Annotated in this window: 22 protein-coding genes and 1 pseudogene; 5 read left to right on the forward strand and 18 right to left on the reverse strand. The window is 58.7% G+C overall.

The window, feature by feature from the left end; genetic code table 11:
• Positions 1-78 precede the first annotated feature (78 nt).
• Positions 79-2,052 (forward strand): methyl-accepting chemotaxis protein, encoded by a 1,974-nt coding sequence (locus BN1115_RS18720; RefSeq protein ID WP_167335570.1) that lies wholly within the window; start codon positions 79-81, stop codon positions 2,050-2,052.
• A gap of 10 nt (positions 2,053-2,062) precedes the next feature.
• Complete coding sequence (locus BN1115_RS18725; protein ID WP_042658347.1) at positions 2,063-3,391, forward strand: ABC transporter substrate-binding protein; 1,329 nt, start codon at positions 2,063-2,065, stop codon at positions 3,389-3,391.
• Between the two features lie 318 nt (positions 3,392-3,709).
• On the opposite strand, the gene BN1115_RS18730 is transcribed toward BN1115_RS18725, so the two are convergent.
• The 4 genes from BN1115_RS18730 to BN1115_RS18745 form a co-directional block, all read right to left on the reverse strand.
• Positions 3,710-4,732, reverse strand: a complete 1,023-nt coding sequence (locus BN1115_RS18730) for a LacI family DNA-binding transcriptional regulator (protein ID WP_042084009.1) — start codon at positions 4,730-4,732, stop codon at positions 3,710-3,712.
• A gap of 141 nt (positions 4,733-4,873) precedes the next feature.
• Positions 4,874-5,743 (reverse strand): MalM family protein, encoded by an 870-nt coding sequence (locus BN1115_RS18735; protein ID WP_042658348.1) that lies wholly within the window; start codon positions 5,741-5,743, stop codon positions 4,874-4,876.
• 75 nt (positions 5,744-5,818) lie between these two features.
• Positions 5,819-7,108 (reverse strand): carbohydrate porin, encoded by a 1,290-nt coding sequence (locus tag BN1115_RS18740; protein ID WP_042658349.1) that lies wholly within the window; start codon positions 7,106-7,108, stop codon positions 5,819-5,821.
• A gap of 61 nt (positions 7,109-7,169) precedes the next feature.
• Positions 7,170-8,339 carry a putative glycoside hydrolase gene (locus tag BN1115_RS18745; RefSeq protein WP_279615290.1) on the reverse strand — a complete coding sequence of 390 codons (1,170 nt, stop codon included), beginning with the start codon at positions 8,337-8,339 and terminating at the stop codon, positions 7,170-7,172.
• Between BN1115_RS18745 and BN1115_RS22460 the strand changes: the two genes are divergently transcribed.
• Positions 8,302-8,643 carry a hypothetical protein gene (locus BN1115_RS22460; protein ID WP_128821658.1) on the forward strand — a complete coding sequence of 114 codons (342 nt, stop codon included), beginning with the start codon at positions 8,302-8,304 and terminating at the stop codon, positions 8,641-8,643. The two genes, BN1115_RS18745 and BN1115_RS22460, sit on opposite strands and share 38 nt — an antisense overlap.
• Before the next feature lie 664 nt (positions 8,644-9,307).
• Here the strand turns inward: BN1115_RS22460 and BN1115_RS18750 are convergent.
• Positions 9,308-12,424, reverse strand: a complete 3,117-nt coding sequence (locus BN1115_RS18750; protein ID WP_042658351.1) for a multidrug efflux RND transporter permease subunit — start codon at positions 12,422-12,424, stop codon at positions 9,308-9,310.
• A gap of 15 nt (positions 12,425-12,439) precedes the next feature.
• A complete protein-coding gene (locus BN1115_RS18755; protein WP_042658352.1) occupies positions 12,440-13,597 on the reverse strand; it encodes an efflux RND transporter periplasmic adaptor subunit in 1,158 nt (385 codons plus the stop codon).
• Positions 13,598-13,754: 157 nt separating this feature from the next.
• On the opposite strand from BN1115_RS18755, the gene BN1115_RS18760 reads away from it, so the two are divergent.
• Positions 13,755-14,483 carry a response regulator gene (locus BN1115_RS18760; RefSeq protein ID WP_042658353.1) on the forward strand — a complete coding sequence of 243 codons (729 nt, stop codon included), beginning with the start codon at positions 13,755-13,757 and terminating at the stop codon, positions 14,481-14,483.
• A complete protein-coding gene (locus tag BN1115_RS18765) occupies positions 14,480-15,538 on the forward strand; it encodes an ATP-binding protein (protein ID WP_042658354.1) in 1,059 nt (352 codons plus the stop codon). The genes BN1115_RS18760 and BN1115_RS18765 overlap by 4 nt, the downstream gene beginning before the upstream one ends.
• 280 nt (positions 15,539-15,818) lie before the next feature.
• Here BN1115_RS18765 and BN1115_RS18770 read toward each other — a convergent pair whose 3' ends face one another.
• The 12 genes and pseudogenes from BN1115_RS18770 to BN1115_RS18825 all read right to left on the reverse strand — a co-directional run bounded on the left by BN1115_RS18770 (position 15,819) and on the right by BN1115_RS18825 (position 20,858).
• Positions 15,819-16,361 (reverse strand): hypothetical protein, encoded by a 543-nt coding sequence (locus BN1115_RS18770; RefSeq protein WP_042658355.1) that lies wholly within the window; start codon positions 16,359-16,361, stop codon positions 15,819-15,821.
• Positions 16,362-16,474: 113 nt separating this feature from the next.
• Complete coding sequence (locus BN1115_RS18775; RefSeq protein ID WP_042658356.1) at positions 16,475-16,837, reverse strand: hypothetical protein; 363 nt, start codon at positions 16,835-16,837, stop codon at positions 16,475-16,477.
• The gene (locus tag BN1115_RS18780) at positions 16,834-17,049 is read right to left on the reverse strand and encodes a hypothetical protein (RefSeq protein WP_042658357.1); all 216 of its coding nucleotides are present in this window, start codon (positions 17,047-17,049) and stop codon (positions 16,834-16,836) included. The genes BN1115_RS18775 and BN1115_RS18780 overlap by 4 nt, the downstream gene beginning before the upstream one ends.
• Complete coding sequence (locus BN1115_RS18785) at positions 17,046-17,555, reverse strand: hypothetical protein (RefSeq protein WP_042658358.1); 510 nt, start codon at positions 17,553-17,555, stop codon at positions 17,046-17,048. The genes BN1115_RS18780 and BN1115_RS18785 overlap by 4 nt, the downstream gene beginning before the upstream one ends.
• Before the next feature lie 116 nt (positions 17,556-17,671).
• Positions 17,672-18,010, reverse strand: coding sequence for a hypothetical protein (locus BN1115_RS21990; protein ID WP_244152299.1), 339 nt, complete (start codon positions 18,008-18,010; stop codon positions 17,672-17,674).
• A 24-nt stretch (positions 18,011-18,034) separates the two neighbouring features.
• Positions 18,035-18,226, reverse strand: a complete 192-nt coding sequence (locus BN1115_RS18795; RefSeq protein ID WP_042658360.1) for a hypothetical protein — start codon at positions 18,224-18,226, stop codon at positions 18,035-18,037.
• A pseudogene (gene radC / locus BN1115_RS18800) lies at positions 18,223-18,719 on the reverse strand (RadC family protein). Before radC ends, BN1115_RS18795 begins: the two are co-directional and overlap by 4 nt.
• Positions 18,720-18,810: 91 nt before the next feature.
• Positions 18,811-19,119 carry a hypothetical protein gene (locus BN1115_RS18805; RefSeq protein ID WP_042658361.1) on the reverse strand — a complete coding sequence of 103 codons (309 nt, stop codon included), beginning with the start codon at positions 19,117-19,119 and terminating at the stop codon, positions 18,811-18,813.
• Complete coding sequence (locus BN1115_RS18810) at positions 19,094-19,522, reverse strand: hypothetical protein (protein ID WP_042658362.1); 429 nt, start codon at positions 19,520-19,522, stop codon at positions 19,094-19,096. Before BN1115_RS18810 ends, BN1115_RS18805 begins: the two co-directional genes overlap by 26 nt.
• A gap of 10 nt (positions 19,523-19,532) precedes the next feature.
• Entirely contained in the window at positions 19,533-19,958 is a 426-nt protein-coding gene (locus BN1115_RS18815; RefSeq protein WP_042658363.1) for a DUF2787 domain-containing protein, read from the reverse strand.
• A 19-nt stretch (positions 19,959-19,977) separates the two neighbouring features.
• A complete protein-coding gene (locus BN1115_RS18820; RefSeq protein WP_042658364.1) occupies positions 19,978-20,325 on the reverse strand; it encodes a YkvA family protein in 348 nt (115 codons plus the stop codon).
• A gap of 83 nt (positions 20,326-20,408) precedes the next feature.
• On the reverse strand, positions 20,409-20,858 hold the full coding sequence (locus tag BN1115_RS18825) for a hypothetical protein (protein WP_042658365.1): 450 nt from the start codon (positions 20,856-20,858) through the stop codon (positions 20,409-20,411).
• Positions 20,859-20,906: the final 48 nt, after the last annotated feature.

Raw genomic sequence — 20,906 nt, forward strand, 5'->3', positions numbered from 1 at the left:
CACCAGGATGCCTGTCGGGCTCCTGGTGCCTTGATAACCGGCTCCGCACCGATGCGGAGGGAGAGGTGGGAGAAAAGGATGTCGATCGTACAGCGGATCAGATTGGGCTTTACGCTGCTGCTGGTCCTGTTGCTATTGCTCGGGGCCATCAGTTACCTGAAGACGACCTCCATTCACGGTCGTTTCCAGCAGGTGACCGAGGAGGCGACGCCTCAGGCCCTGACCGCAAGCCTGCTGCGCGCCGCGTTGCTGATGGCTGACAGGGACAGCCTGGCGCATCTCGCCATCCGGGAGATGTCGACGTTCCCCGAGTCCCGTCAACGTGTTGCCCATGACAAGGTCCGCTATGAGCAGCACATCAAGGCATTCGCGGCCTTGACACTCGATACCGAGAGTGAGCGGCAACTCGCCCGGGTCACCGACCAGGCCCCCCGGCTGTTTACCATCTCTGAGCAGTTGATGAGCCTGCACGAAGAGTCGGTCGAGCTGGAGCGGGTGCTCTCACGGATGCGGAGCGAGCTGCTGCACCTGGATGACAACTACCGTTCGGCGGCGGAGCTGCTGGTGCGTTACACGGCGGGGCGGCGCTCTTTGCAGAACAAGGCGGAGCTCATCACCAGCGGTATGGCACGGGATCTCAAGCTGATCCTGCGTGCCGACGGCAACACGGATCTGGTGGCGCTGCAGGTGGTGCTGGCCAAAGACATCGACATTGCTAACCAGCGTCTGGAGCGGATTGTTGTCCCCGACGACGTCAAGGCCAGGTTCACCCGACATGTAGCGAGCATCCCCCAGCTGGTATTTGGCGACAAGGGGCTGATCGCCACCCTGGTGCGCCACCAGCAAATCAGTCAGCAACTCCATGGCTTGCGTGAACAGCAGGAGGCGCAGAGCCAGCAACTGGGGGAGGTCCTGGACAGGCTTATCGCCATCAGTAACCAGAGCATGCAGGAGGACAGGCTGAGTGCCGACGTCGCGGTTGACAGCGCCCGCACTTGGATCGTGATGGTGGTCCTGTGTTCCGTGCTCATCGCCCTCATTGTTGCCTGGAGTACGGCCCGCAGCATCCAGGTGCCGCTGGTGCGGATCAATCGGGTCCTCGGTCTGATGGCACAAGGGGACATGACGCTGCGAGTTCGCTACCCAGCCAGGAACGAGCTTGGTGAGGTGGCGAACTCCATCGACCAGCTGGCCCACCACACTAAGGTGCTCTTGATGGAGGTCCAGACCGGGTCTGAGCACCTGGTGAACGAGACGCGTAAAACCGCGGAGATCGGCGAGCAGGTGATGTCGCAGGTGCAGGAGCAGAAGGCCCAGACCGATCAGGTGGCGGCCGCCATCTTCGAGTTGGAAACCAGTGCCACCGAAGTAGCTCGCTCGAGCGATCATGTTCGTCGGGAGGTGGGTGAAGCCAATGACGAGAGCCGGCGCGGACGCGATCTGATGCAGGCCAACCGGGATGGCATCGAACAGCTGGCGACCGGCATCGCTGGGGCCATGGCTATCACCCGCAAGCTCGAAGGCTACAGCAACAACATTGGCAATATTCTTGAGGTGATCCGTGGCATGGCTGAACAGACCAACCTGTTGGCCCTCAATGCGGCCATCGAAGCGGCCCGTGCCGGGGAGGCCGGGCGGGGTTTTGCCGTGGTGGCCGAGGAGGTGCGGGCGCTGGCTACCCATTCACAAGGGGCGACTCAGGAGATCCAAGTGATGATCGATAACCTGCAGGGATGCGCCCGCGATGTGGCGAACGTGATGGCCCAGAGCCATGAGCAGACTGAGCTGAGTGTGCAGCAGACTCGGGATGTTGAGAGTGCCCTCACGCGGATTGCCTCGCGTATGGAGGCAATCAAGGAGATTGCGGATCACATGGCTTATGCCGCTGCCGAGCAGATTTCGGTGAGTCAGGGAGTGGCCCAGCACGTGGCGGCCATCGCCGACGTGGCTCACGAGACCGAGCAGGCCTCCCGGGTATCGGCGAGCAGTGGTGAGGTGTTGTCGGGGCTGGCCAGCCAGCAACAGAGTCTGGTGGCCCGTTTCAAGGTGTAGGAGAGAGGTGATGTGGAAATCAGTGAGTGCCCTGCTGGTCTGGGGGTTGAGTGCGGCGGCGGTGTCCCAAGAGCTGGTGCTGGAAACCTGGCGCGTGGATGACGAGCAGCTGTGGAAGGAGCATTTTCTGCCCCGTTTTCAGGCGCTCCATCCCGAGATCACCCTTAAGCTGCAACCGCAGCGTTCGGCCGATTACGATCAGGGACTTGCCGAGCGGCTGGTGGCGGGAAAGGCGGGGGATCTCATCACTTGCCGTCCCTACGATCAGTCCCTGCGACTGTTCCAGCAGGGGTATTTGCTGGATCTGACGGACTTGCCCGGGATGGAGAACTTTCCGAGCTTTGCCAAGGCCGCTTGGCAGACCGACTCTGGGGCCCAGACCTTCTGCCTGCCCATCGCCTCCGTGATTCAGGGGTTCTACTTCAATGTCGACATCTTTAAAACCCTGGGGCTGACGCCACCCCGAACCCGTGCTGACTTCTTCGCCGTGCTGGAGAAGGTTAAGCAGGATGGCCGCTATCTGCCGCTTGCGCTGGCGGCCCACGACAGTTGGGTGGTCTCCGAGCTTGGCTACCAGAATATCGGCCCCAACAACTGGCATGGGGAAGATGGACGCCTAGCGTTGATCAACGGCCAGGCGCGAGTGACCGATGCCCCTTATATGGCGACGTTTCGTGAGCTGGCTAGCTGGCGGCCTTACATAGGGGACCATCCGGCCGATACAACCGAGGCTCAGGCGGTGGATGCCTTTGCGTCCGGTAAGGCCGCCATGATAGTGGCGGGCTCCTGGTCCTTGGCCCAGTTTACCGGCAAGGTCAATTTTGGCGCCTTCCCGCCCCCCGTCGCGCAGGAGGGTGACACCTGCTACTTCACCGATCACACTGACATGGGGATCGGCATCAATGCAGCCAGCCCCAACAAGGAGGCTGCCCTGAAACTGGTGGAGTGGATGGCGAGTGCGGACTTTGCCGAGAGCTTCTCCAACTCGGTACCGGGTTTCTTTTCCCTTTCCAATCACTTCTTCGAGCTCAAGGATCCGGTGGCGAGCACCATGATGGGCTGGCGTGATACCTGTGACTCTACCCTGCGTCTGGGGGCTCAGTTCCTCACTAGGGGGGAGCCATCGTTCACTACCGAACTCGCAGAGGTATCGCAATCCGTGGTGCTTGGCACCATGACGCCGGAAGCGGCCGCCGCGCGCATCCAGCAGGGGTTGGCAAGCTGGTATCTTCCCCAGAAGACGGCAAAAAGAGCCCGTCTCTGTGAGGCGGACGAGCATCTTCCCACGCTGGCAACCAGCACAGCTATCGGGACGGAGTCTCCCTTCGCTGCGCCTTGACGGTGGCCACGCCCACAGGGCAATCCCCCGCTGCGATCAGCAGACTCTCCAAGGCGCCTTCAGGCGCCTTTTTCCATCAGGGCCGGTTTGTAGGCAGATGTCATCGGGTTGTCATTGCCAGGCTCTGGCTGGTTTTATGGAGCCAGCCGGATTGAGGGGTCGGTAGAAGAGGTACGTGGTGTCTGTGCTACGTCAGAGAGACAAGGTGGAAGATGCGACAAGGACAAGTCGCTCGCTGGACAGGCGGCTGACAAAAGAAAAACGGCCCGAAGGCCGCTTTGAGCGGATGTTGCGCAGGGAACAACCCCCAGTCGACATTCACCCTTTGTACGGCAGTGTAGTATCACGCACCACAATGCTCAATTCGGGCAGTTCATCTGAGTTTGGTTCCGTGCCCTCGATCAAACCCAACAGAGTCTTGACCATTTTGACCCCCATCTCGTAGATGGGCTGGCGTACCGTGGTCAATGGCGGGTTGGAATAGGTAGAGAATGGCAGGTCATCAAAACCAATGAGTGAAACATCCTCTGGTACCCTTAAGCCGCACTGCTTGAGCCCCAAAATAGCCCCGTAGCAGGTCTGATCGTTGGCGCAGAATATGGCTGAGAATTTCCGGCCACTCTGCACCAGTTTCTTCACTGCATTGAGGCCACCAGCCTCGGCGAAATCCCCTTGGATGACCAAGGATGGATCATATTCGATTCCCGCGCTGACTAAGGCCTGGCGATAACCATGATGACGTTCGATGGCATCGTTTTGATCCGGTAAGCCGACAATGTGGGCGATGTCATGATGACCCAGATCCAATAAATAGCGAGTTGCCATGTAGCCACCCAGCCGATTATTGATGCTGAAGGAATGTACCCGCTCGGTCATGATATTGTGGCCAGTGGCAACAATGGGTATTTGCTGTGAAAACTCGAGCAGCGTTTGTTGATTTACGTGGCCGGTCAAAATAATAAGACCATCGACCCGACGAGCTACCAGCAGGCGCAACCTTTCGACTTCTTCTTCCGCATTCCAGTGACCGCTGACAATCAGCGGCACATACTCCATGCCCTGAAGGGTATGTTCAACACCACGCAACATTTCGTTGGAAAATGGACTCTCTACATGTTGAGTCAATACCCCAAGGGTCATGGATTGACCCGTTTTCAGATATTGTGCCATAAGGTTGGGACGAAAATTCAATTCCTGAATTGCATCTTCAACCGCTTGGCGTTTATCTGCGGCCACTTTGGCCGAGCCGTTTAATATCCGGGATACAGTGCTTGCCGAGACACCGGCTCGTCTGGCGATATCATAGACAGTGGCTTTTTTCTCCTGAGCTGACTTCGACATCCGCCCTCCGTACTCGACTGTGAAAACCCTTGGCTATAACCAATATTACAAGAATATATTCTCAATAAATCAGAGGCTTAGAATAACCCTTTCCCTTGGTGGTGACAAGCAATGATGCTTCGCCTCAGATTGAGGGGCCCACTACTGCTGGGCGGCAAAAAAAACCTCCCTTGCTTTGGTAAAACCGGCCTGTTCGGCGGCCTTGACCCAGGCGAGAGCCTGCTCGTAGTTTTTGCTCACAACCGCAGTGCGAATATGTTGATAATAATCCAGTTCACCTAGCGCTTTATCTGCTGTGATCATCACGGGCGATATGGTTTTTGCGTTCGGTGTCGCATTTACAGCAGCCTCTGCGTCCAGTGCCAAATATAATCGTCCGGTGGCCGAATGGGGCACTTCCACATTGATGAGGCGGGCAACATCCGTGGCGCGATCATATTGCATTGCGCGCTGGAGATCGTCTGGATTGAGCCTGGTGCTGCCTTGCATATCCAGCGTAGTAGAATAGATCACCATATAGGCAGCTCGGACGCTGCCGATGGGGGCCGGAATTGTAAATTCTCCCTGGATGTTCTGTCCTGAAATTAATGAACGGCCGTTATAACTGAAAGTGGAGCTGGGAATGGTTTGAACGGCGTTGTGATTCTCGTCCAGTAACAGGATGCTGGGCAGAAAAATGGTATAGTCGATCGGGATTGTTACTTTGACGCGGGCAGCCTGGGGGAAAGCGGGCAATGAGAATGCCATCACATAGCTTTTGCCCGAATCGAATGCATAAACTGGGCTGTCAGTGCCCACATTTACCCAACGGCTTTCCTGCCCGAAGGGCTGGAAGCGAAGATCCTTGAATGCCTCGATCGCCATTTTGCCCGACAATTGTTCTCGGTCATGTTGAAGCTGCTGCTGCAAGTCGGAGGCTGCCGATCTTGGCGGATGCTCCGGGCCTGTACTGGCGCACCCGGCCATCAGCAGACTGACCAGGAAAGGCAGATACTGCTTGGTTCCCTTCATCGTGTTTCCTCGTGTGCAATGAGGGTCCCTCTAGGGGACCCGAGATTATAATGCAAGTCAGTTTTCCGCCCTAACTTACCACCACATGTCCGCTTGTACACCGACGAGCAAATCTTCCCGATCTTCTTGCCAAGGAGTCTCGTTATTGTGATCAACATAGGTAGTCAAAATTCGGATCTCTGGTGACGGCCCCATGCCTGTATTGACAGTAAATGTCGGCACTATACTGACCTTGTGCGAAGTACTTCCACGATCGATGCTATCGATGGTTAAATTGTTTTTCACATAACCGATTTCGGTTTGGATAGAGAAAAACTCATTGATCGGGAATACCGGGCGCAGAGATGCGGCATACCAGGAGTCATGGCCACCCAGCTCGTAGTCGTTGTACTGGTAGGAGAGGGTCGGCAGCAGATGAATATTGGCGCCATACCAGCCACCCCAGAGGAAGAGGCGGGAGGATTGATCTCCTTCCATCACCTTGGACTGGTAGGGTTTGTAGCCATCAGCCTTGTCCTGCAGGGTCTTTTGATACAGGGAGCCCTTGCGATACATGGCAGTATTGGTCAAGTTGGCCCCCAGCAAGTCGCCGGAACCCAGTCCACGCCCCGCTTGGGCGATAAACTTGGAGAAGCCACCCGGCATGAAGAAGAAGTCGTCGCGGGAATAGATGACGGTCCCTTCTGCCCCCTTGGTCGCATATTGCTTGTTGTCGCCGGTGAACTCGTTGCTGGGCATCTGCTTGAGTGCGATCTCCATATCCCAGGCACCGTAGAGGGCGCCGGTGTGGAGGGTGTGCATGGTGGCTTCAGTGCCATTTGCGCGGTCGGAGTGGCTGGTATCGTTGCTGTTGATATAGGCAAAGTCCCACTTGCCACCCGCCATCTCCATGGCGTTGATGCCGACGCCGGTCCCCGAGTAGTCCGTGTAGAAATAGTCGGTGGTCCAGATGTAGTTCTCGCGGTCGTAATAGCGCAGGCCCCCCCACATGGTCCCGGTCGGGGTGATGCCACCCAGTTCCACATAGGTTTCTGACACACCACTTTCGCGAGGCGCTGCACGGGTTTGCAGGCCATCGGCATCGGACTCCACCTTGAAGTGGATGTTGACCGACTTGTTGCCGCCCAGATCCCACAACTTGTTCAGGCCCGCTTCCCAGCTGTTGTCCAGCTCTGAGCCCAGGCGCCCCATGGTCTTGTCCATCTCATATTCGTACCCCGCCTTGGCGAAGTTGTCCTTGGCGTCAAACATTGAGCCGGCACGAATATAACCGTGGAAACCAAAACTCTCGGCGGCATTCGATACTGCGGGCACTGCCAGCCCGCAACATGCCCCGACAAACAAGGCGAGTGACTTCAATTTCATCTTATTGCTCCAATCCGTAGAAAATTATTTTCAATCGATTTCTCGAAGATTCAATGCGTTATCACTTGATCTGCTGGCAGGGCTGATTGCTGTCAAAGTCTGCCGGGATGGCTGTTTTCAGGGCCACGTTGGTGAAGGCGAAGCGCAGACCGGCCATGGAGTCCCAGGCCCCGCTCAGGTAAAGCGCCTTTTGCACCGAGTCTGTGTTGGCTGCCGGAATGAGAGAAGCGACGGGAAGGATGCAGCGGTACCAGGTGTCGTCATCGGGCACGATGTTGCTGTCCATGGTGAAGAAGGTGCCAAAGTCCGGGCCTGCGGTACCGTCCATGCGGATCTGGATGTTGGGGGAGTCACCGTAGCTGGAGACTTTCAGGTCGAGCAGCATGGCGCCGTCCTGATAGGCGGAGAGATCCCCATTGGCGCTGTCTGTCCCGAGGAAAGCTGCGCCATTGCCTGGCAGGTCCATGGTGATGACCTGGTTTTCATCGGTCAGGGTGCCGCCGAAGCTGGCTGCCGGGTAATCAGCGCTGCGGTCTTGGGCCTGGCTCTTGTCACCGGAGTAGTAGAGTGCGGCATCGGTGGCCACCAGCGCGGGGACATTGTTGACGCCGGAGCCTGTGTCGGGATTGGTACCGGGATCGGTGCCTGGGTCTGTACCAGGGTCGGTAGCGCCGCCAGGCGCTTCACAGGTGACCGGGTCGACAACGGGCTTGGCCGAGGTGGTGAGCAGGTACTTGATGTTGGTGATTTCGTAGTTGAAGGCTTCCTTGGTGGCCAGGTGGAACGGTGTGCCCACAGTGGCGAGGTTGATGGCCGTGGCACCGGGGAAGGGCTTCATGCAGTTGATGGGCAGCGTGAGCGTTTCCCAGTCGCCGGAACCGGTCAGGGCGCTGGCAATGGGCAGACTGCTGCGGTTGGGATACTCGTTGTCGATGGAGGCATTGAGCACTTCCGGCACCTTGCTCTTGGTCCGCAGCTGGAACTCGATGAAACCGGAGGCGTATTTGCTCAGGTTCAGAGGGGTGGCGGATTTGAGCATGAAGGTGCCATCTCCGTCACCGGCTACCTGCACATCGGCGGTGTCATCGGTACCAGCATTGTTGATGAGCACCGCACTGATGCTGGTCATGGCGACAGGAGTAGCCGTGACTGGTTGAAGGTTCCAGTTATCCTTCTCCGACTGAATATTGGGGGTGACTTTTGCGTTCGCTCCAACACCAAACAGCAACAATGCGCCATCTTCACCGCCTGGAGGTGTTTCACCAGGAGGCGTTTCACCCGGATGGGTTTCACTGCCGTTGCTAGAAGAAATGTTCTCTTCACCGCCACATCCGCCGAGCAAGGCTGCGGCGATCAACGTTGCTAAAAGTCCTTTTTTTGTTGCATTCATACTGACCACTCCAATCAATGGGAAAAATATCCACCGCGATGAACCGTCAAGACTCAAACTGACGTTATGCAATCGATGCCAAGACAAATCATGCTGGCTTCATTTTCTTGAAATCGATTTCCAATGCAATGATTATCCCCTGTGATGATCAAAGTTTGTGTTTCAAATCACAGAAAATGTGTCCTTATGACCAGCGGATGGGATGCGAAAGAAAGAGTTACCTTTAAACTAAAAGAGTTCATGGCATTGTTTTTTATGATTTATTTTATTTTCTCTTGAGGCTGAATATCAGAGAGAAAGTATTAGAGTAGATCTGCAATGTGTCTGAGGTGATTGCGATGTGTCGATTTCTGAGTAACATTTAAATTGATTTCGATTTCATGGCGTGCTGAATGAGAGCCTGGTTGTCATCAACCTTGCGGGGGCCTCTCCAGCGGTTCAAGCACCAGGAGTGTCCAGCCTTGACTGGTGATGGCAGACAGCATGCAGTCGATGATGCCAAGGGAGTCGGCCGTCAGAGCGATGCTGAGGCCGGGTTCCTGCTGGGTCAGCACTGACCCGGGATGGTGCAATTCCCCTGTGCCAGATATCAGATCGCAATCTTGGAGAAGACCAAGGATGAACCGGCGATGGAGGGCTGGTTACAAACCCCGGAGAGGTAACCCGCGATAGGGTCGCCCCGCAGCACCGGCCATGAACCACGGGCCCGGCACCATGGCGCGCTTATCATCTTCGAAGGAACGCAGAATGGTGCCAGGTATGCACTGCATGATCATCGCCCCCCCAAGGCCAGCAAACCTGCGCATCGGTCAGCATGATCGGTGCTGTGCTCGCCAGGTCTGAATGCGCGCCTGGGTGCCGATGACGAAGACAAAAAAGACCGGTACGAAGAAGATGGCCAGCAGGGTGCCGCTGATCATGCCGCCAAACACGCCGGTGCCGATGGCGTGCTGGGTCTCCGCGCTGGCGCCACTGGCGAGCATCAAGGGCACCACTCCGAGGGTGAAGGCCAGCGAGGTCATCAGAATGGGGCGCAGGCGCAGGCGGGCAGCAGTAACAGCCGCATCAAGCAGCGAGCGTCCTTCACTGTGCAACTGGCGCGCAAACTCCACGATGAGGATGGCGTTCTTGGCCGACAGACCGATGATGGTGATCATGCCTACTTTAAAGAAGACGTCGTTGGGCATACCGCGCAGCATTACGGCCGCGACGGCACCGAGCAGGCCCAGCGGCACCACCAGCATCACCGAGAGCGGGATCGACCAGCTTTCATAGAGTGCTGCCAGCACCAGGAAGACCACCAGCGCCGACAACAGCATCAGCAGGGGGGCCTGCTCGGCCGACTGGCGCTCTTGCAACGACTGTCCCGTCCAGGCCAATGCGAAGCCTGGCGGCAATTGCGCCACCAGGCGCTCCATCTCTGCCATCGCCACTCCGCTGGAGATGCCGGGCGCTGCTCCCCCGGCAATACGCACGGCAGGGAAGCCATCGAAGCGCATCATCTGTTGCGGCGATTCGCGCCATTCCGGTGTCACCACCTCCCGCAGGGGCACCATGCCGCCGCTGGCATTGCGCACCCGCAGGCCGAGCACGTCATCGAGCTGCATGCGCGCCGACGCGTCGGCCTGCAGAATGACCTGCTGCATGTGCCCGCCGTTGGGGAAGTCGTTGACGTAGAGCGACCCCATTGCGGCCGACAGGGTACTGCTTACGCTGGCGAACGAGAGTCCCATGGCTTCGGCCTTCTGTCGGTTGATCTCGAGGTGAATGCTCTCGCCGGGAGGCAGATTGTCGGGATACACATCACTGACTACCTGGCTTTTGGCGGCCAGTTCCAGCAGTTGTGCCTGAGCGGCCAGCAGCGCGGCATCTCCCCGGTTGGCTCTGTCTTGCAGGAACAGGGTGAAGCCGGAGGCGGTGCCCAGCTCGTCGATGGCGGGCGGCAGCAGGCTCATTACCGTGCCTTCAGGAATGTTTGCCATAGCCGCTTGTGCCAGCTCTGCCTCTTCGGCTGCCGTGGCGCCATGACGCTGATCCCAATCTTTGAGCATGGTGAAGGCCATGGCGGCATTGGGGCCTGCGCCGGAGAAGCTGAAGCCCTGCACCACCAGGTTGGTGTCCAGCGCCTCGCGAGAGGCGACGTGAGCCTCGAAGGCCTTGACCACCTCAAGAGTACGCTCGCTGGTGGCGCCGGTCGGTAGCTGGATGGAGGTCATGAAGTAACCTTGATCCTCGTCCGGCAGGAAAGAGGAGGGCAGCTGGGCGGCGGTGATGGCCAGCACGACGCAGAGGGCGGCAAAGGTTGCCATCATCCGTCCGCTGCGCCCGACCAGCCGGGTTACCCGCGCACCGTAGCCTGCCGTGAACCGCTCGAAACCCCGGTTGAAGGCACCGAAAAAGCCGTGCTTCTCATGATGATCCGGACTGACCGGACGCAGCAAGGTGGCGCAGAGCGCAGGCGTCAGGGTCAGGGCGAGGAAGGCCGAAATGAGGATCGAGACCGCCATCGACAGGGTGAACTGCTGGTAGATGACCCCCACCGAGCCGCTGCCAAACGCCATAGGGAGGAACACCGCCGTGAGTACCAGGGTGATGCCGATCACCGCCCCGGTGATCTCTTTCATGGCCTGCGACGTCGCCTCCCTGGGCGACAGCCCCCGGGTGGCCATCAGGCGCTCGACGTTCTCCACCACCACGATGGCGTCGTCGACAATGATGCCGATGGCCAGCACCATGCCGAACATGGTGAGGGAGTTGATCGAAAAACCGGCCAGCAGCATCACCGCGAAGGTGCCAAGCAGAGCGATGGGGGCGACGATGGCCGGGATCAGGGTGTAGCGCAGGTTCTGCAGGAAGAGAAACATCACCAGAAACACTAGCACCATGGCTTCCAGCAAGGTATGGATCACCTTTTCGATGGAGACCTTGACGAAGGGGGCCGAGTCAAAGGGGATCGAATAGGCCATGCCCGCCGGCAGGGTGGGGGCTAGCTGGGCGAGACGAGTGCGCACCGCATCGGCGGTACGCACGGCGTTGGCGCCGGGGGAGAGCTGGATGGCGGCGCTGGTGGCAGCCACGCCGTTCTCCCGGTTGGAAAAGGCGTAGGATTGCGCCCCCAGCTCGACCCGGGCGACATCACCCAGCACCAGCTTGGCGCCATCACCACCGGCTCGCAGCACGATGGCGGCGAATGCCTCGGGGGTTGTCAGCTGCCCTTGAACCGTGAGGGGAATCGTCAGGCGCTGCCCCGGCAGGGAGGGCTCGTCACCGAGGCGCCCCGGGGCAATCTGGATGTTCTGCTGCTCGATGGCCTGCGCCACCTCGCCGATGGTCAGCCCGAATGCGGCGAGTTTGGCCGGGTCTACCCAGATGCGCATGGCCTGCTCGGCGCCAAACAGCTGCACTCGTCCCACCCCGTCGATGCGGCGCAGCTCCTGCACAATATTGCGTGCCATGTAGTCGTTGAGGGCAACCTCATCGAAGCGGCCATCCGGTGAGGTCATGCCGACCATCATCAGAAAGCCGGATGAGGCGGACTCCACCTGCAGGCCGGTTTGCCGCACCGCTTGTGGCAAGCGAGGTTCGACCGCCTTGATGCGGTTTTGCACATCCATCTGCGCAAGCTCCGGATCGGAGCCCGGCTTGAAGGTGGCCGTGATCTGCGCGCTACCCGAGGCGTCCACCGACGACTCGAAGTAGAGCAGGTTCTTCACTCCCGACAGCTCGCGCTCGATAAGGCTCACCACCGCATCGTTCAGGGTCTGCGGCGTGGCGCCCGGATAGGTGGCATAGAGGGTCACCGACACCGGCGCCACCGAGGGATAGCGGGAGATGGGGAGCTTTGGGATGGCGATGACCCCTGCCAGCACGATGAACAGGGCGATCACCCAGGCAAACACCGGGCGATGGATAAAAAACTGCGGCATGGATAACTCTCCGATTCAGCGAATGCCACCGTCAGCCGGTTGGCTGACAGCGGGTGGTTGCCAGGGGGAGGCAATGACCTGAACTCCCGGGGTCAGACGGTCGATCCCTTCGATCACCACCTGTTGCCCGGCACTGAGTCCGGATGCGATGCGGTACTGGCTATTCACCAGTTCAGCGGTGTTGACCGAAACCAGCTGTGCCTGCCCCTGGCCATCCACCACCCACACGCTGGTCTGACCCGATGTGCGAACTACCGCCTGCTGGGGCACGGTCAGGGCTTTGGCATAGCGGGCCCGGGGGATGCGCGCCTGCACATAGAGGCCGGGCAACAGCCGCCTCTCGGGATTGTCCACCAGCACCCGTAGCAGCACGTCGCCGGTCCCGGCATCGACCTCGATGCCGGAGAAGAGGATGCGCCCCTGCATCCCCAGCGGCGTGCCATTGCTGCCGAGGATCTCCACCGCCAGTTCCGGTGCCGTTGAGCCAGCCTGCTGGCGCAGGGATTCCAGCACCGAGGCCGGTTGACGCACATCGACGTAGACCTGATCGATCTGCTGGATCCGGGCCATGGGGGTGGCATCGGTGGGGGACACCAGGGCCCCTTCACTCACCAGCGCCTGATCGATGCGCCCGGCGATGGGGGCCTCCACGCTGGCAAATTGCAGGTTCAGCTGGTGCCGGGCCAGGGTCGCCTTGGCCTGGGCTACATCGGCGGCCGCCTGATCCCGCTGGGAGACCGCATCGTCATAGGTCTGGCGGCTGATGGCGTCGGTGCGCAGCAGTGGCTTCAGGCGGTCAATCTGGATGCGGGTGCGGGCCAGCACGGCCTCGGCCCGTTGCAATGCGGCGGCAGCGCTGTCGACATCGGCCTTGAAGGGGGCCGGGTTTATCTGGAACAGCACAGTACCTGCGCTGATCTCGGCACCCTGCTCGAACAGGCGGCGCTGTACGATGCCGCTGATCTGGGCGCGAATGTCGGCGCTGCGCAGTGCCGCCACTCGGGCGGGCAGATCCTCGCTGATGACCAGCTCCCGACCAGTCAGAGTCAGCACCGACACCTGAGGAGGGGCGGGTGCCTCCTGCTCTTGCGGCGCGGCATCGCACCCCGCCAACCCGAATGCGGCAATGACGGCGAGCAGGGCGCCCGCATACCGCTGTTTTACAAACATCATCCACTCACCTCGTTAAACCGTCTCTCCGGTGTGATGTGACCGTAGAGTGCATCGAGCGGCCATTATGGCGAGGGGCTATTGCGAATGATTCGAGGCTTTGTGGAGAATCCATGGAGGCGATGATAAAGTTCAACGCCACCTTTTTTCGAGTCCGACTATGTCCCATATCAATGCTTCCGCCAGCCCGGCGGGCCAGTCACTGGTACTGATTGCAGAGGATGAAGCCGAGATTGCCGACATCCTCACCGCTTACCTGCAACGCCACGGCTTGCGTACCCTTCATGCCGCCGATGGCCGTGAAGCGCTGGCCATTCATAAGGCATTCAAACCCGATCTCCTGCTGCTGGATGTGCAGATGCCGCAACTGGATGGTTGGCAGGTGCTCAGCGAGATCCGGGCGCGCGGCGATACGCCGGTGATCATGTTGACCGCCCTCGATCAGGATCTCGACAAGCTGATGGGGCTGCGCATGGGGGCGGATGACTATGTGGTCAAACCCTTCAATCCGGCCGAAGTGGTGGCGCGAGTGCAGGCCGTGCTCAGGCGCACCCGGGCCGTAAAGCCTGCCACGGCGAACGTGCTGCGGGTCGGCCAGTTTCAGATCGATCTGGAGAGCCACGAGGCCAGCATTTTCCGCGATGACAAGCAGCAGGTGCTGGAGCTGACCTTGACCGAGTTCAAGTTGCTCGCCTCTTTGATGCGGGCGCCTAAACGGGTGTTCAGTCGCGCCGAACTGCTGACTCACTGCTTGCCGGAGGGGGATACCCAAGAGCGTACGGTAGATAGTCACATCAGCAAGTTGCGCAAAAAACTGGAGACACACGGCATTCAGGGAGTCCCCGCCAGTGTCTGGGGCGTTGGCTATCGCTTCGGGGGCGATGCATGAGATCGGCGCCAGGCCTTCGCAAGCAGATCATCCGCTCTCTGGGTCTGATGACGCTTGGCATCATCTCCCTCGCGGTGATCGGCACCTATGTGTTTTATGGCATCGCCGTGTCGTTTGTACCGGGCAGCATCTCCGAAACATGGGTGCCCTCCAGAGTCGAGATGTTATGGATCGGCTCCACCATTCTCATTGCATTGGGGATGGCGCTGTACGTGGCGGTTCGCCTCTCTCGCCGCATCCTGACTCCGCTCAACTCGGTGGCAACCAGCCTGCGCGAGGTGGCCGAGGGCAAACTCGATGCCCGCGTGCCGGAGGATGAGCAGGCGATCGGGGAGACGGCGCAACTGGTGCGCGACTTCAATACCATGGCTGAGCGGCTGCAGAACATGACCCGCGAGCGGGAGTTCTGGAATGCTGCCATCGCCCACGAGTTGCGCACTCCCGTCACCATTTTGCGTGGCCGCTTGCAGGGGCTGGCCGAAGGGGTATTTCCTCCCAGCAGCGAACTCTTCGAGGGGTTGCTGCGTCAGGTGGAGGGGCTCAATCACCTGATTGAGGATTTGCGGGTATTGAGCCTCAACGACAGCGGTCATCTGGAGTTGCAGCAGACCGAGGTCAGGCTGGCCGACGAGCTTGCCGTGGTGCTTGAGGCGTTTGCCAGCCCTTTGGCGGCGAGTGGATTTGTGTTGCAGCGGGAGCTCGATAGCGAACTTCATGTCTGCTGCGATCTGTTTCGCATCCGTCAGGCTCTGATGGCGCTGTTGGAAAATGCCCAGAAGCACGCGCTGCCTGGCCTGCTGACCGTGCGGCTGCATCGCTCGGAGAGTGTGTGCGTCCTGAGTGTGGAAGATGAGGGACCTGGCATCAGCGAGGAGGTCGCCGCCTGTATCTTCGATGCGTTTCGTCGGGGAGATCCCTCACGCTCGCGCAAGAGTGGCGGCACCGGACTTGGGCTCGCCGTGGTCAAGGCCATTGCCGAGGCGCACGGTGGCAGTGCGGTTTGCCAACCTACCGGGCGTGGAGGCAGCCGATTCGTGCTCTCCTGGCCTGTGTAGCTCAAATCTCAGTTGTCCTGAAATATATCTTGTTGTTTAAACGGCCAAGATAGTCACGTGGACTAAGTTCGCGACATATCCCACAGCTTAGTGAGTGTACTTATGGGTTAAAACATCGTTGTCAACTGGCTGGGTGCAGGATGGCCGACATTATTTATTCAACTCACATTCGATAAAGGAATAGAAAGGCGGCATTAGAGCATTTTGTGGTGATAGTCTGAAGAGACTCATTGGCCTGTGGTGTTTGCTAGGTACCTTGATGTTGGTGTTCCTCACCGTGTCACACCTTCGGTTTGGCTTCAAAATGATGAGTCACAACGCCAGCATCTTGGTCGATGCTGATAAATGCCGGGGCTTGCGGGTGGTACTTGTAAAGTCGCGCCAATTCAGAGCGAAACGCTTCGATGTTCGGTGCAGTCACATGGTTAGTGTCTCCATCAGCATAGGTAAAGGTCTCGAGCATCTCTGCGTGAATCCAGATGCCGAAATACCATGCATCTTCCTCGGTGTCGTACTGCTGCCAGCCTTGGGCTAGCAGCGTGCGGTCGTAGTAGTAGCGGTCAGCCTGATGGCTGCCTCGGTCGATACGGCAGCCTGTCACCGTGAGCTCAAGCGGGATACGCCCCGCCTTGTGGGTCTTCTTGACCCGACGCAGCAGCTTGAGGGCCTTGGCTCTGCTGCGGCCATTACCGAGCGGATGGGGTTGCCTAGCCCGTAATGTAAGGTGGGTCATTATCTTCGGCGCAGTGTTGTGGTTGAGCTGACCGATAGCAGCGGTTATCTGCCGAGCGTACAGAGAGTTGTAATCACGCACGTCATGCATGGTTGGGCGTCCTTCAAATGCAAACAGCCCCTCGGTGTGAGGGGCTGTATAGGGTTGTGGTGTGCAGTCGCGGGGAGCCTGTCTAGGCGCTATTAGTGGTGCTGGGGGCGTTGTCATGTATGGCTGCTCCAATCCGGCGCGTCGTTGCTGCCATGGTTGACGTAGGCTCCGACAATCACCCGTTGCCACTCACCGATCGGCTGACCCGCAGCATTACAAGCACAGCGAAAGCGGGCGAAGTTAATCTCACGTGGCAGGTGTTCACGCATATCACGAGGACTGACAAAGAGCGTGGTCTTGTGCAGCAACGGGTTAGGGGCTATCAGCGGACTGCCAATACGCCGCCCCTCCACATCGTGGGCATAGGCAAAGCCCGGCAGCATCAATTGTTGACTGATGAGTTTGGTGAGCCCTGGATGGGCACACATGGCCTCTGCCACGGCGGCTTGGCTAAAGCTATCGTTGAACTCGATCATGGGTGTTTCTCCCTTTCAGCTGGTGGACGGTAGGCCGCTGCCAACAGCGCAAACTGCTTGACCAGGTAACTGATGCTGATGCCCAGTTCATAACTGACCCCATCCCCTAGACGATGATGCAGGTGTGCCATGTCATCAGAGATGCGTTGGGGCAGGTGGGCCGTGGAGCTCGGTGGTGACCCCGTCATCGTCAGGGTGATGGAGATATTCATCGCATCTCTCCCCAAGGGGCTTGCTCCCACAGTGACAACCGGGTCAGCACGTCTTGCGCCAGCGCTTGCTGAAACTGCTGTATCACCTTCACTAGCCGTGGGGCCTGCTCAGGGCTCCCGGTCCATTCGCTCGACTGGTACAGGGCGCAGCAGGTGAATTTGTACAGCGCCACCAGTTCGGCATCGGTGAGTGGTGCCTGATGGTAACGATGGGCAGGTTTAAATGGACTCAGTTTGGTAGAGCGGTGCTGGCGTGGTTCCTTGTGGTCCTGCTGACGCCCCAGCTGATAGCGATGCCAGACCGCCCGCCGGTTGGCGAGCATCATCAACCGTACCAGCCGGTCTACCCGCCACGTCCAGGTACTGGTCGTGTCTGCTGGCGGGTTCCACCAGAGGGTACGCAGCAACTCAAGGGTGTAGTGCGGTGGCATCGGGGCATTGCAAAAGCGGTGCAACTGCACGGCAAAGGCCAGGTAGTCCTGGCGATCGATCATGAAGGCAGACATGGGAATAACTCCTTGAAATGCAAAAGGCCACCTTTGGTGAGGTGGCCCTGGGGGTTGTGTCGGAATATCCAGATCATGGTATTGGTGCGGATGATCCGGGTTTGGGGATGCTGGCATTATTCGTGCGCCTGCTCTGCGTCTGGGTGAGCAGCATCAAACAGGGTGGCGTAGAGCGCACAATCAATGCCGTTGACGGCATCGTGGTACGGGTAATAGGGCGGCGCGTCTCTGGAGCACTCGAAGTAGTCGCCAAAGCAACTGAGGCATTCACGGATCTCGATGGTGGATCCTTGCAGCAAGGTCTCTTCAAGCTGCTTGGCATAACGCCGGTCATCACAGTCCTTGGCGAGGGCCTTCTCCAACAATGCCAGCGCTCCCTCATTGCAGGTAACAGCCAGGCCATCGCGCAACTTGCCCAGCGTTTCCTCAAGGGAATAGGGGTTAGGTAATCGCACTATGTTTGCCCCTTCTTGGCTTGGCTAATGGCGTAGCTGATGCAGCAGCGCATCAATAGCTTCGACACAGTCGGCCTGGGTGAGTTGGTGGCCGCTCGGCAGGTGAGCCACGATAGCGGGCGCTGCCTGCATCTGGACGTTGTCTGCAAGCCAGCAACGCCACTCGATGAGGATATCGATGACGGTGAGGTGTGATTTGCCAGGGGGAATGTTCATAGCAGGCCTCGCTCGGCCAGCGAGACTACGCCCTCGGCACCGACCACCAGATGGTCAAGCAATCGCACATCGACCAGCGCCAAGGCCTCTTTGAGGGCTTGGGTAAAGACCCGGTCAGAGTGGCTGGGTTCAGGGTCACCGCTGGGGTGATTATGCACCGCGATGATGGCCCCACAGTTGAGTAACAAGGCCTGTTTGACCACTTCCCGTGGGTAGATACTGGCGCTGTCCAAGGTGCCACGAAACAGCTCCTCAAAGGCTAACACGCGATGCTGTGAGTCGAGAACAGTGCGCCAAACACTTCATGCTCCCGGTCCTGCAGCAGGGTTTGCAGCCGCTCAGCGGCCTCCGCGGTGCTGGTGATGGCGGTGCCTTTAGCCAAGCGTTTGCGGGCAATTTGGTTGGCAATACGCAGCAGGTCTTGTTCGGTCACTGGTTCGGTGACGACATAAGTGCCGCGGCATTCCCCGGCTTTCAGCTTGTGGTAACGCATAGTGGAATTCTCCAAATAAACAAAACCCCGGCACGCATGAAGCATGTCGGGGTTAAAGGTGGAGCGGTTGTTGGTTCACTTTGAGGGTAGTTCAGTTGGCTTTGGTGGCGGCTTCTGCTCCTGCTCCGGCTGAAGGGGCACGCTTCACCGGCATCAGCGGTCCGGGGACCAGTACGTTGAGCGGGATAGCGAGTGCCACACTCAGCCGTTCTGCCAGTTGGTAGGCCGATCCTATGGTGTCGTAGTCAGCTACCCAGGTAGCCAGGGCCAGCTCGCTTGCCTCCATCGCTCGCAGGTAGACACTGTAGCCGTGTACGGTCAGGCCACTGTCACTCACCACCTGCGTCTCGCCATCTCGATTAATCGCTTCAAGCTCAACGGCTATCGGTTGTTTTGGCATCTTTCGCCTCCTCTTGAGGTAAGGGGTCACTCTTCACACGGTAGCCGTGGTGGATGCAGGTACGCTGCAGGTCACTCAGAAAGCTCCCCAGCACACGGGGCTGCTCAGTGAGTGGCACCGGTCCAGCCTGACAGCGCCAGAAACAGCGACGTTTTGGGTCCACACAGATTTCATCCACGGGCTGGCTCATGGCGTGCCAGTCCTCGGCATTGGTGAGGGAGAGCAGCTGCCACTGCACCCCAGACCAGCGCAGATGCAGCGTGACGATGCGGGCGTTTGGGCTACCAGGAGTCAGGTGCAGCAACCAGCACTGACCACTGAGGGTGGGGGTTAGCTTAGCCTTGGCCGCGACCAATCCCAGCCACTGATGTGAGTAATGGGAGAGCGGCAGTTCGTTAGTCATCACACACCTCCTACTCCCCACTGACCGTGACGGTGAAATACCCCAACTGGGCGTAGATAATGAAATTGCTCTGCCACAGGGTGAACAGTTCGCGAGCTTCCACGCCGGGCAGTGGTCCCCAGCCCAGCAGATAGTGTTCGTCGCAGGAGAGGTTGAAGTCGAGCTCTTTGCAGAGCTCAGCATCCTGGCCAAGCCCCTGGTAGCTGAAGTCGGTGACGTAATCGAATAGCCAGCCATCGAGCCCACGGATCAAGCGGATCTCGACCGGATGCACACCTCCTTGTTCGACACTGTAGCCGGGGTTGCGGAAGTTGAAAGTCAGTTGGGTTAAGCGCTCTAGATTGAGCTCGGTTTTAGCGACTTCCTGGTTGAGCAGAACCAGCAACGCTTGGGCAACGGGCAGGGCAAAGCCATCCCGAAAAAAGGGAATGGTCATGGTGTACTCCTTGTGGGGTTTAATCTTGGCCGAACAGCTCGCGCATTTTTCTGGCTGCACGGGCACGGATCTGGGCGTCAATAAAGACGGTAATGCTGGCGAGCGCCGCACTGAGTACCGCGATGTCATCGGTGAGCCCCATCGGTAACATGTCCGGGATCGCATCGATCGGTGAGATAAAGTAAGCCAGCGCACTGTAGATCAGCAGTTTAGCCCAAAGCGGCAGGTCATCCTTCTGGCTGGTGTAGTAGAGCAACAGGCAGGTCTCGATAAAGGGCCGACCGGCCCGTTTGGCGAAGGCCCAAAGTTTGTGCCAAAAACCTGGGTGATCAAACGGCTCGCATTCAGGGGGAATACAGGGGGGCATAGTGCGTCTCCTTTACGGGTGGGTGAATTGCAGAAATAAAAAGAGGAGGCAAATGCCTCCTCTTGGATGGGAATGGATGTGAGCTATTCGTCCCACATCAAGCAGTCAAACTCAGGGGTATTAGTGGCGGGCAGTACAGATGCGACCTCTTTGGTTGGCAGTGCGAGTTGCTTGCCGTCAGCCGTTAAAATGCTGATCGACTTGGCCTTGCGCAGCTTGCCCCACATGTCGAAGAAATTGTTCTCACCGACACGAGACTCGGTCTCATAGGGCGCATCGTATTGGCTGCCATCGACGATGATGGTGAAAGCTTGCCCAGCATAAGAGCCGTACTCCTTGCCTTGCACGGTAGCCGTCATGCTGACCTTGCGGGTGTCATTACAGGCGATATAGAGATGGTTCTGTTCGTTGACCACCGCCGTATATTCACTGGTACCCTGACCCCAGCCGCTGCTCCAGCGTCCGGCCTCGCCATAGGCCAGGGCGTTGTTGCACAGTAGCAGTGCTGTTGAGGTAATGATGAGTTTGTTCATCCCTGTGACTCCTAAAGGCTAAAGGATTTAGATGAGCCATTAACGTGG

The organism is Aeromonas allosaccharophila (genome assembly GCF_000819685.1).
GTDB lineage: Bacteria > Pseudomonadota > Gammaproteobacteria > Enterobacterales > Aeromonadaceae > Aeromonas > Aeromonas allosaccharophila.

Excerpts from the sequence above, each read along its gene's own strand:
- BN1115_RS18720 (WP_167335570.1), top strand. The coding sequence starts at position 79 with ATGTCGATCGTACAGCGGATCAGATTGGGCTTTACGCTGCTGCTGGTC.
- BN1115_RS18725 (WP_042658347.1), top strand. The coding sequence starts at position 2,063 with ATGTGGAAATCAGTGAGTGCCCTGCTGGTCTGGGGGTTGAGTGCGGCG.
- BN1115_RS18730 (WP_042084009.1), bottom strand. The coding sequence starts at position 4,732 with ATGTCGAAGTCAGCTCAGGAGAAAAAAGCCACTGTCTATGATATCGCC.
- BN1115_RS18735 (WP_042658348.1), bottom strand. The coding sequence starts at position 5,743 with ATGAAGGGAACCAAGCAGTATCTGCCTTTCCTGGTCAGTCTGCTGATG.
- BN1115_RS18740 (WP_042658349.1), bottom strand. The coding sequence starts at position 7,108 with ATGAAATTGAAGTCACTCGCCTTGTTTGTCGGGGCATGTTGCGGGCTG.
- BN1115_RS18750 (WP_042658351.1), bottom strand. The coding sequence starts at position 12,424 with ATGCCGCAGTTTTTTATCCATCGCCCGGTGTTTGCCTGGGTGATCGCC.
- BN1115_RS18755 (WP_042658352.1), bottom strand. The coding sequence starts at position 13,597 with ATGATGTTTGTAAAACAGCGGTATGCGGGCGCCCTGCTCGCCGTCATT.
- BN1115_RS18760 (WP_042658353.1), top strand. The coding sequence starts at position 13,755 with ATGTCCCATATCAATGCTTCCGCCAGCCCGGCGGGCCAGTCACTGGTA.
- BN1115_RS18765 (WP_042658354.1), top strand. The coding sequence starts at position 14,480 with ATGAGATCGGCGCCAGGCCTTCGCAAGCAGATCATCCGCTCTCTGGGT.
- BN1115_RS18770 (WP_042658355.1), bottom strand. The coding sequence starts at position 16,361 with ATGCATGACGTGCGTGATTACAACTCTCTGTACGCTCGGCAGATAACC.
- BN1115_RS18775 (WP_042658356.1), bottom strand. The coding sequence starts at position 16,837 with ATGATCGAGTTCAACGATAGCTTTAGCCAAGCCGCCGTGGCAGAGGCC.
- BN1115_RS18780 (WP_042658357.1), bottom strand. The coding sequence starts at position 17,049 with ATGAATATCTCCATCACCCTGACGATGACGGGGTCACCACCGAGCTCC.
- BN1115_RS18785 (WP_042658358.1), bottom strand. The coding sequence starts at position 17,555 with ATGTCTGCCTTCATGATCGATCGCCAGGACTACCTGGCCTTTGCCGTG.
- BN1115_RS18795 (WP_042658360.1), bottom strand. The coding sequence starts at position 18,226 with ATGAACATTCCCCCTGGCAAATCACACCTCACCGTCATCGATATCCTC.
- BN1115_RS18805 (WP_042658361.1), bottom strand. The coding sequence starts at position 19,119 with ATGCCAAAACAACCGATAGCCGTTGAGCTTGAAGCGATTAATCGAGAT.
- BN1115_RS18810 (WP_042658362.1), bottom strand. The coding sequence starts at position 19,522 with ATGACTAACGAACTGCCGCTCTCCCATTACTCACATCAGTGGCTGGGA.
- BN1115_RS18815 (WP_042658363.1), bottom strand. The coding sequence starts at position 19,958 with ATGACCATTCCCTTTTTTCGGGATGGCTTTGCCCTGCCCGTTGCCCAA.
- BN1115_RS18820 (WP_042658364.1), bottom strand. The coding sequence starts at position 20,325 with ATGCCCCCCTGTATTCCCCCTGAATGCGAGCCGTTTGATCACCCAGGT.
- BN1115_RS18825 (WP_042658365.1), bottom strand. The coding sequence starts at position 20,858 with ATGAACAAACTCATCATTACCTCAACAGCACTGCTACTGTGCAACAAC.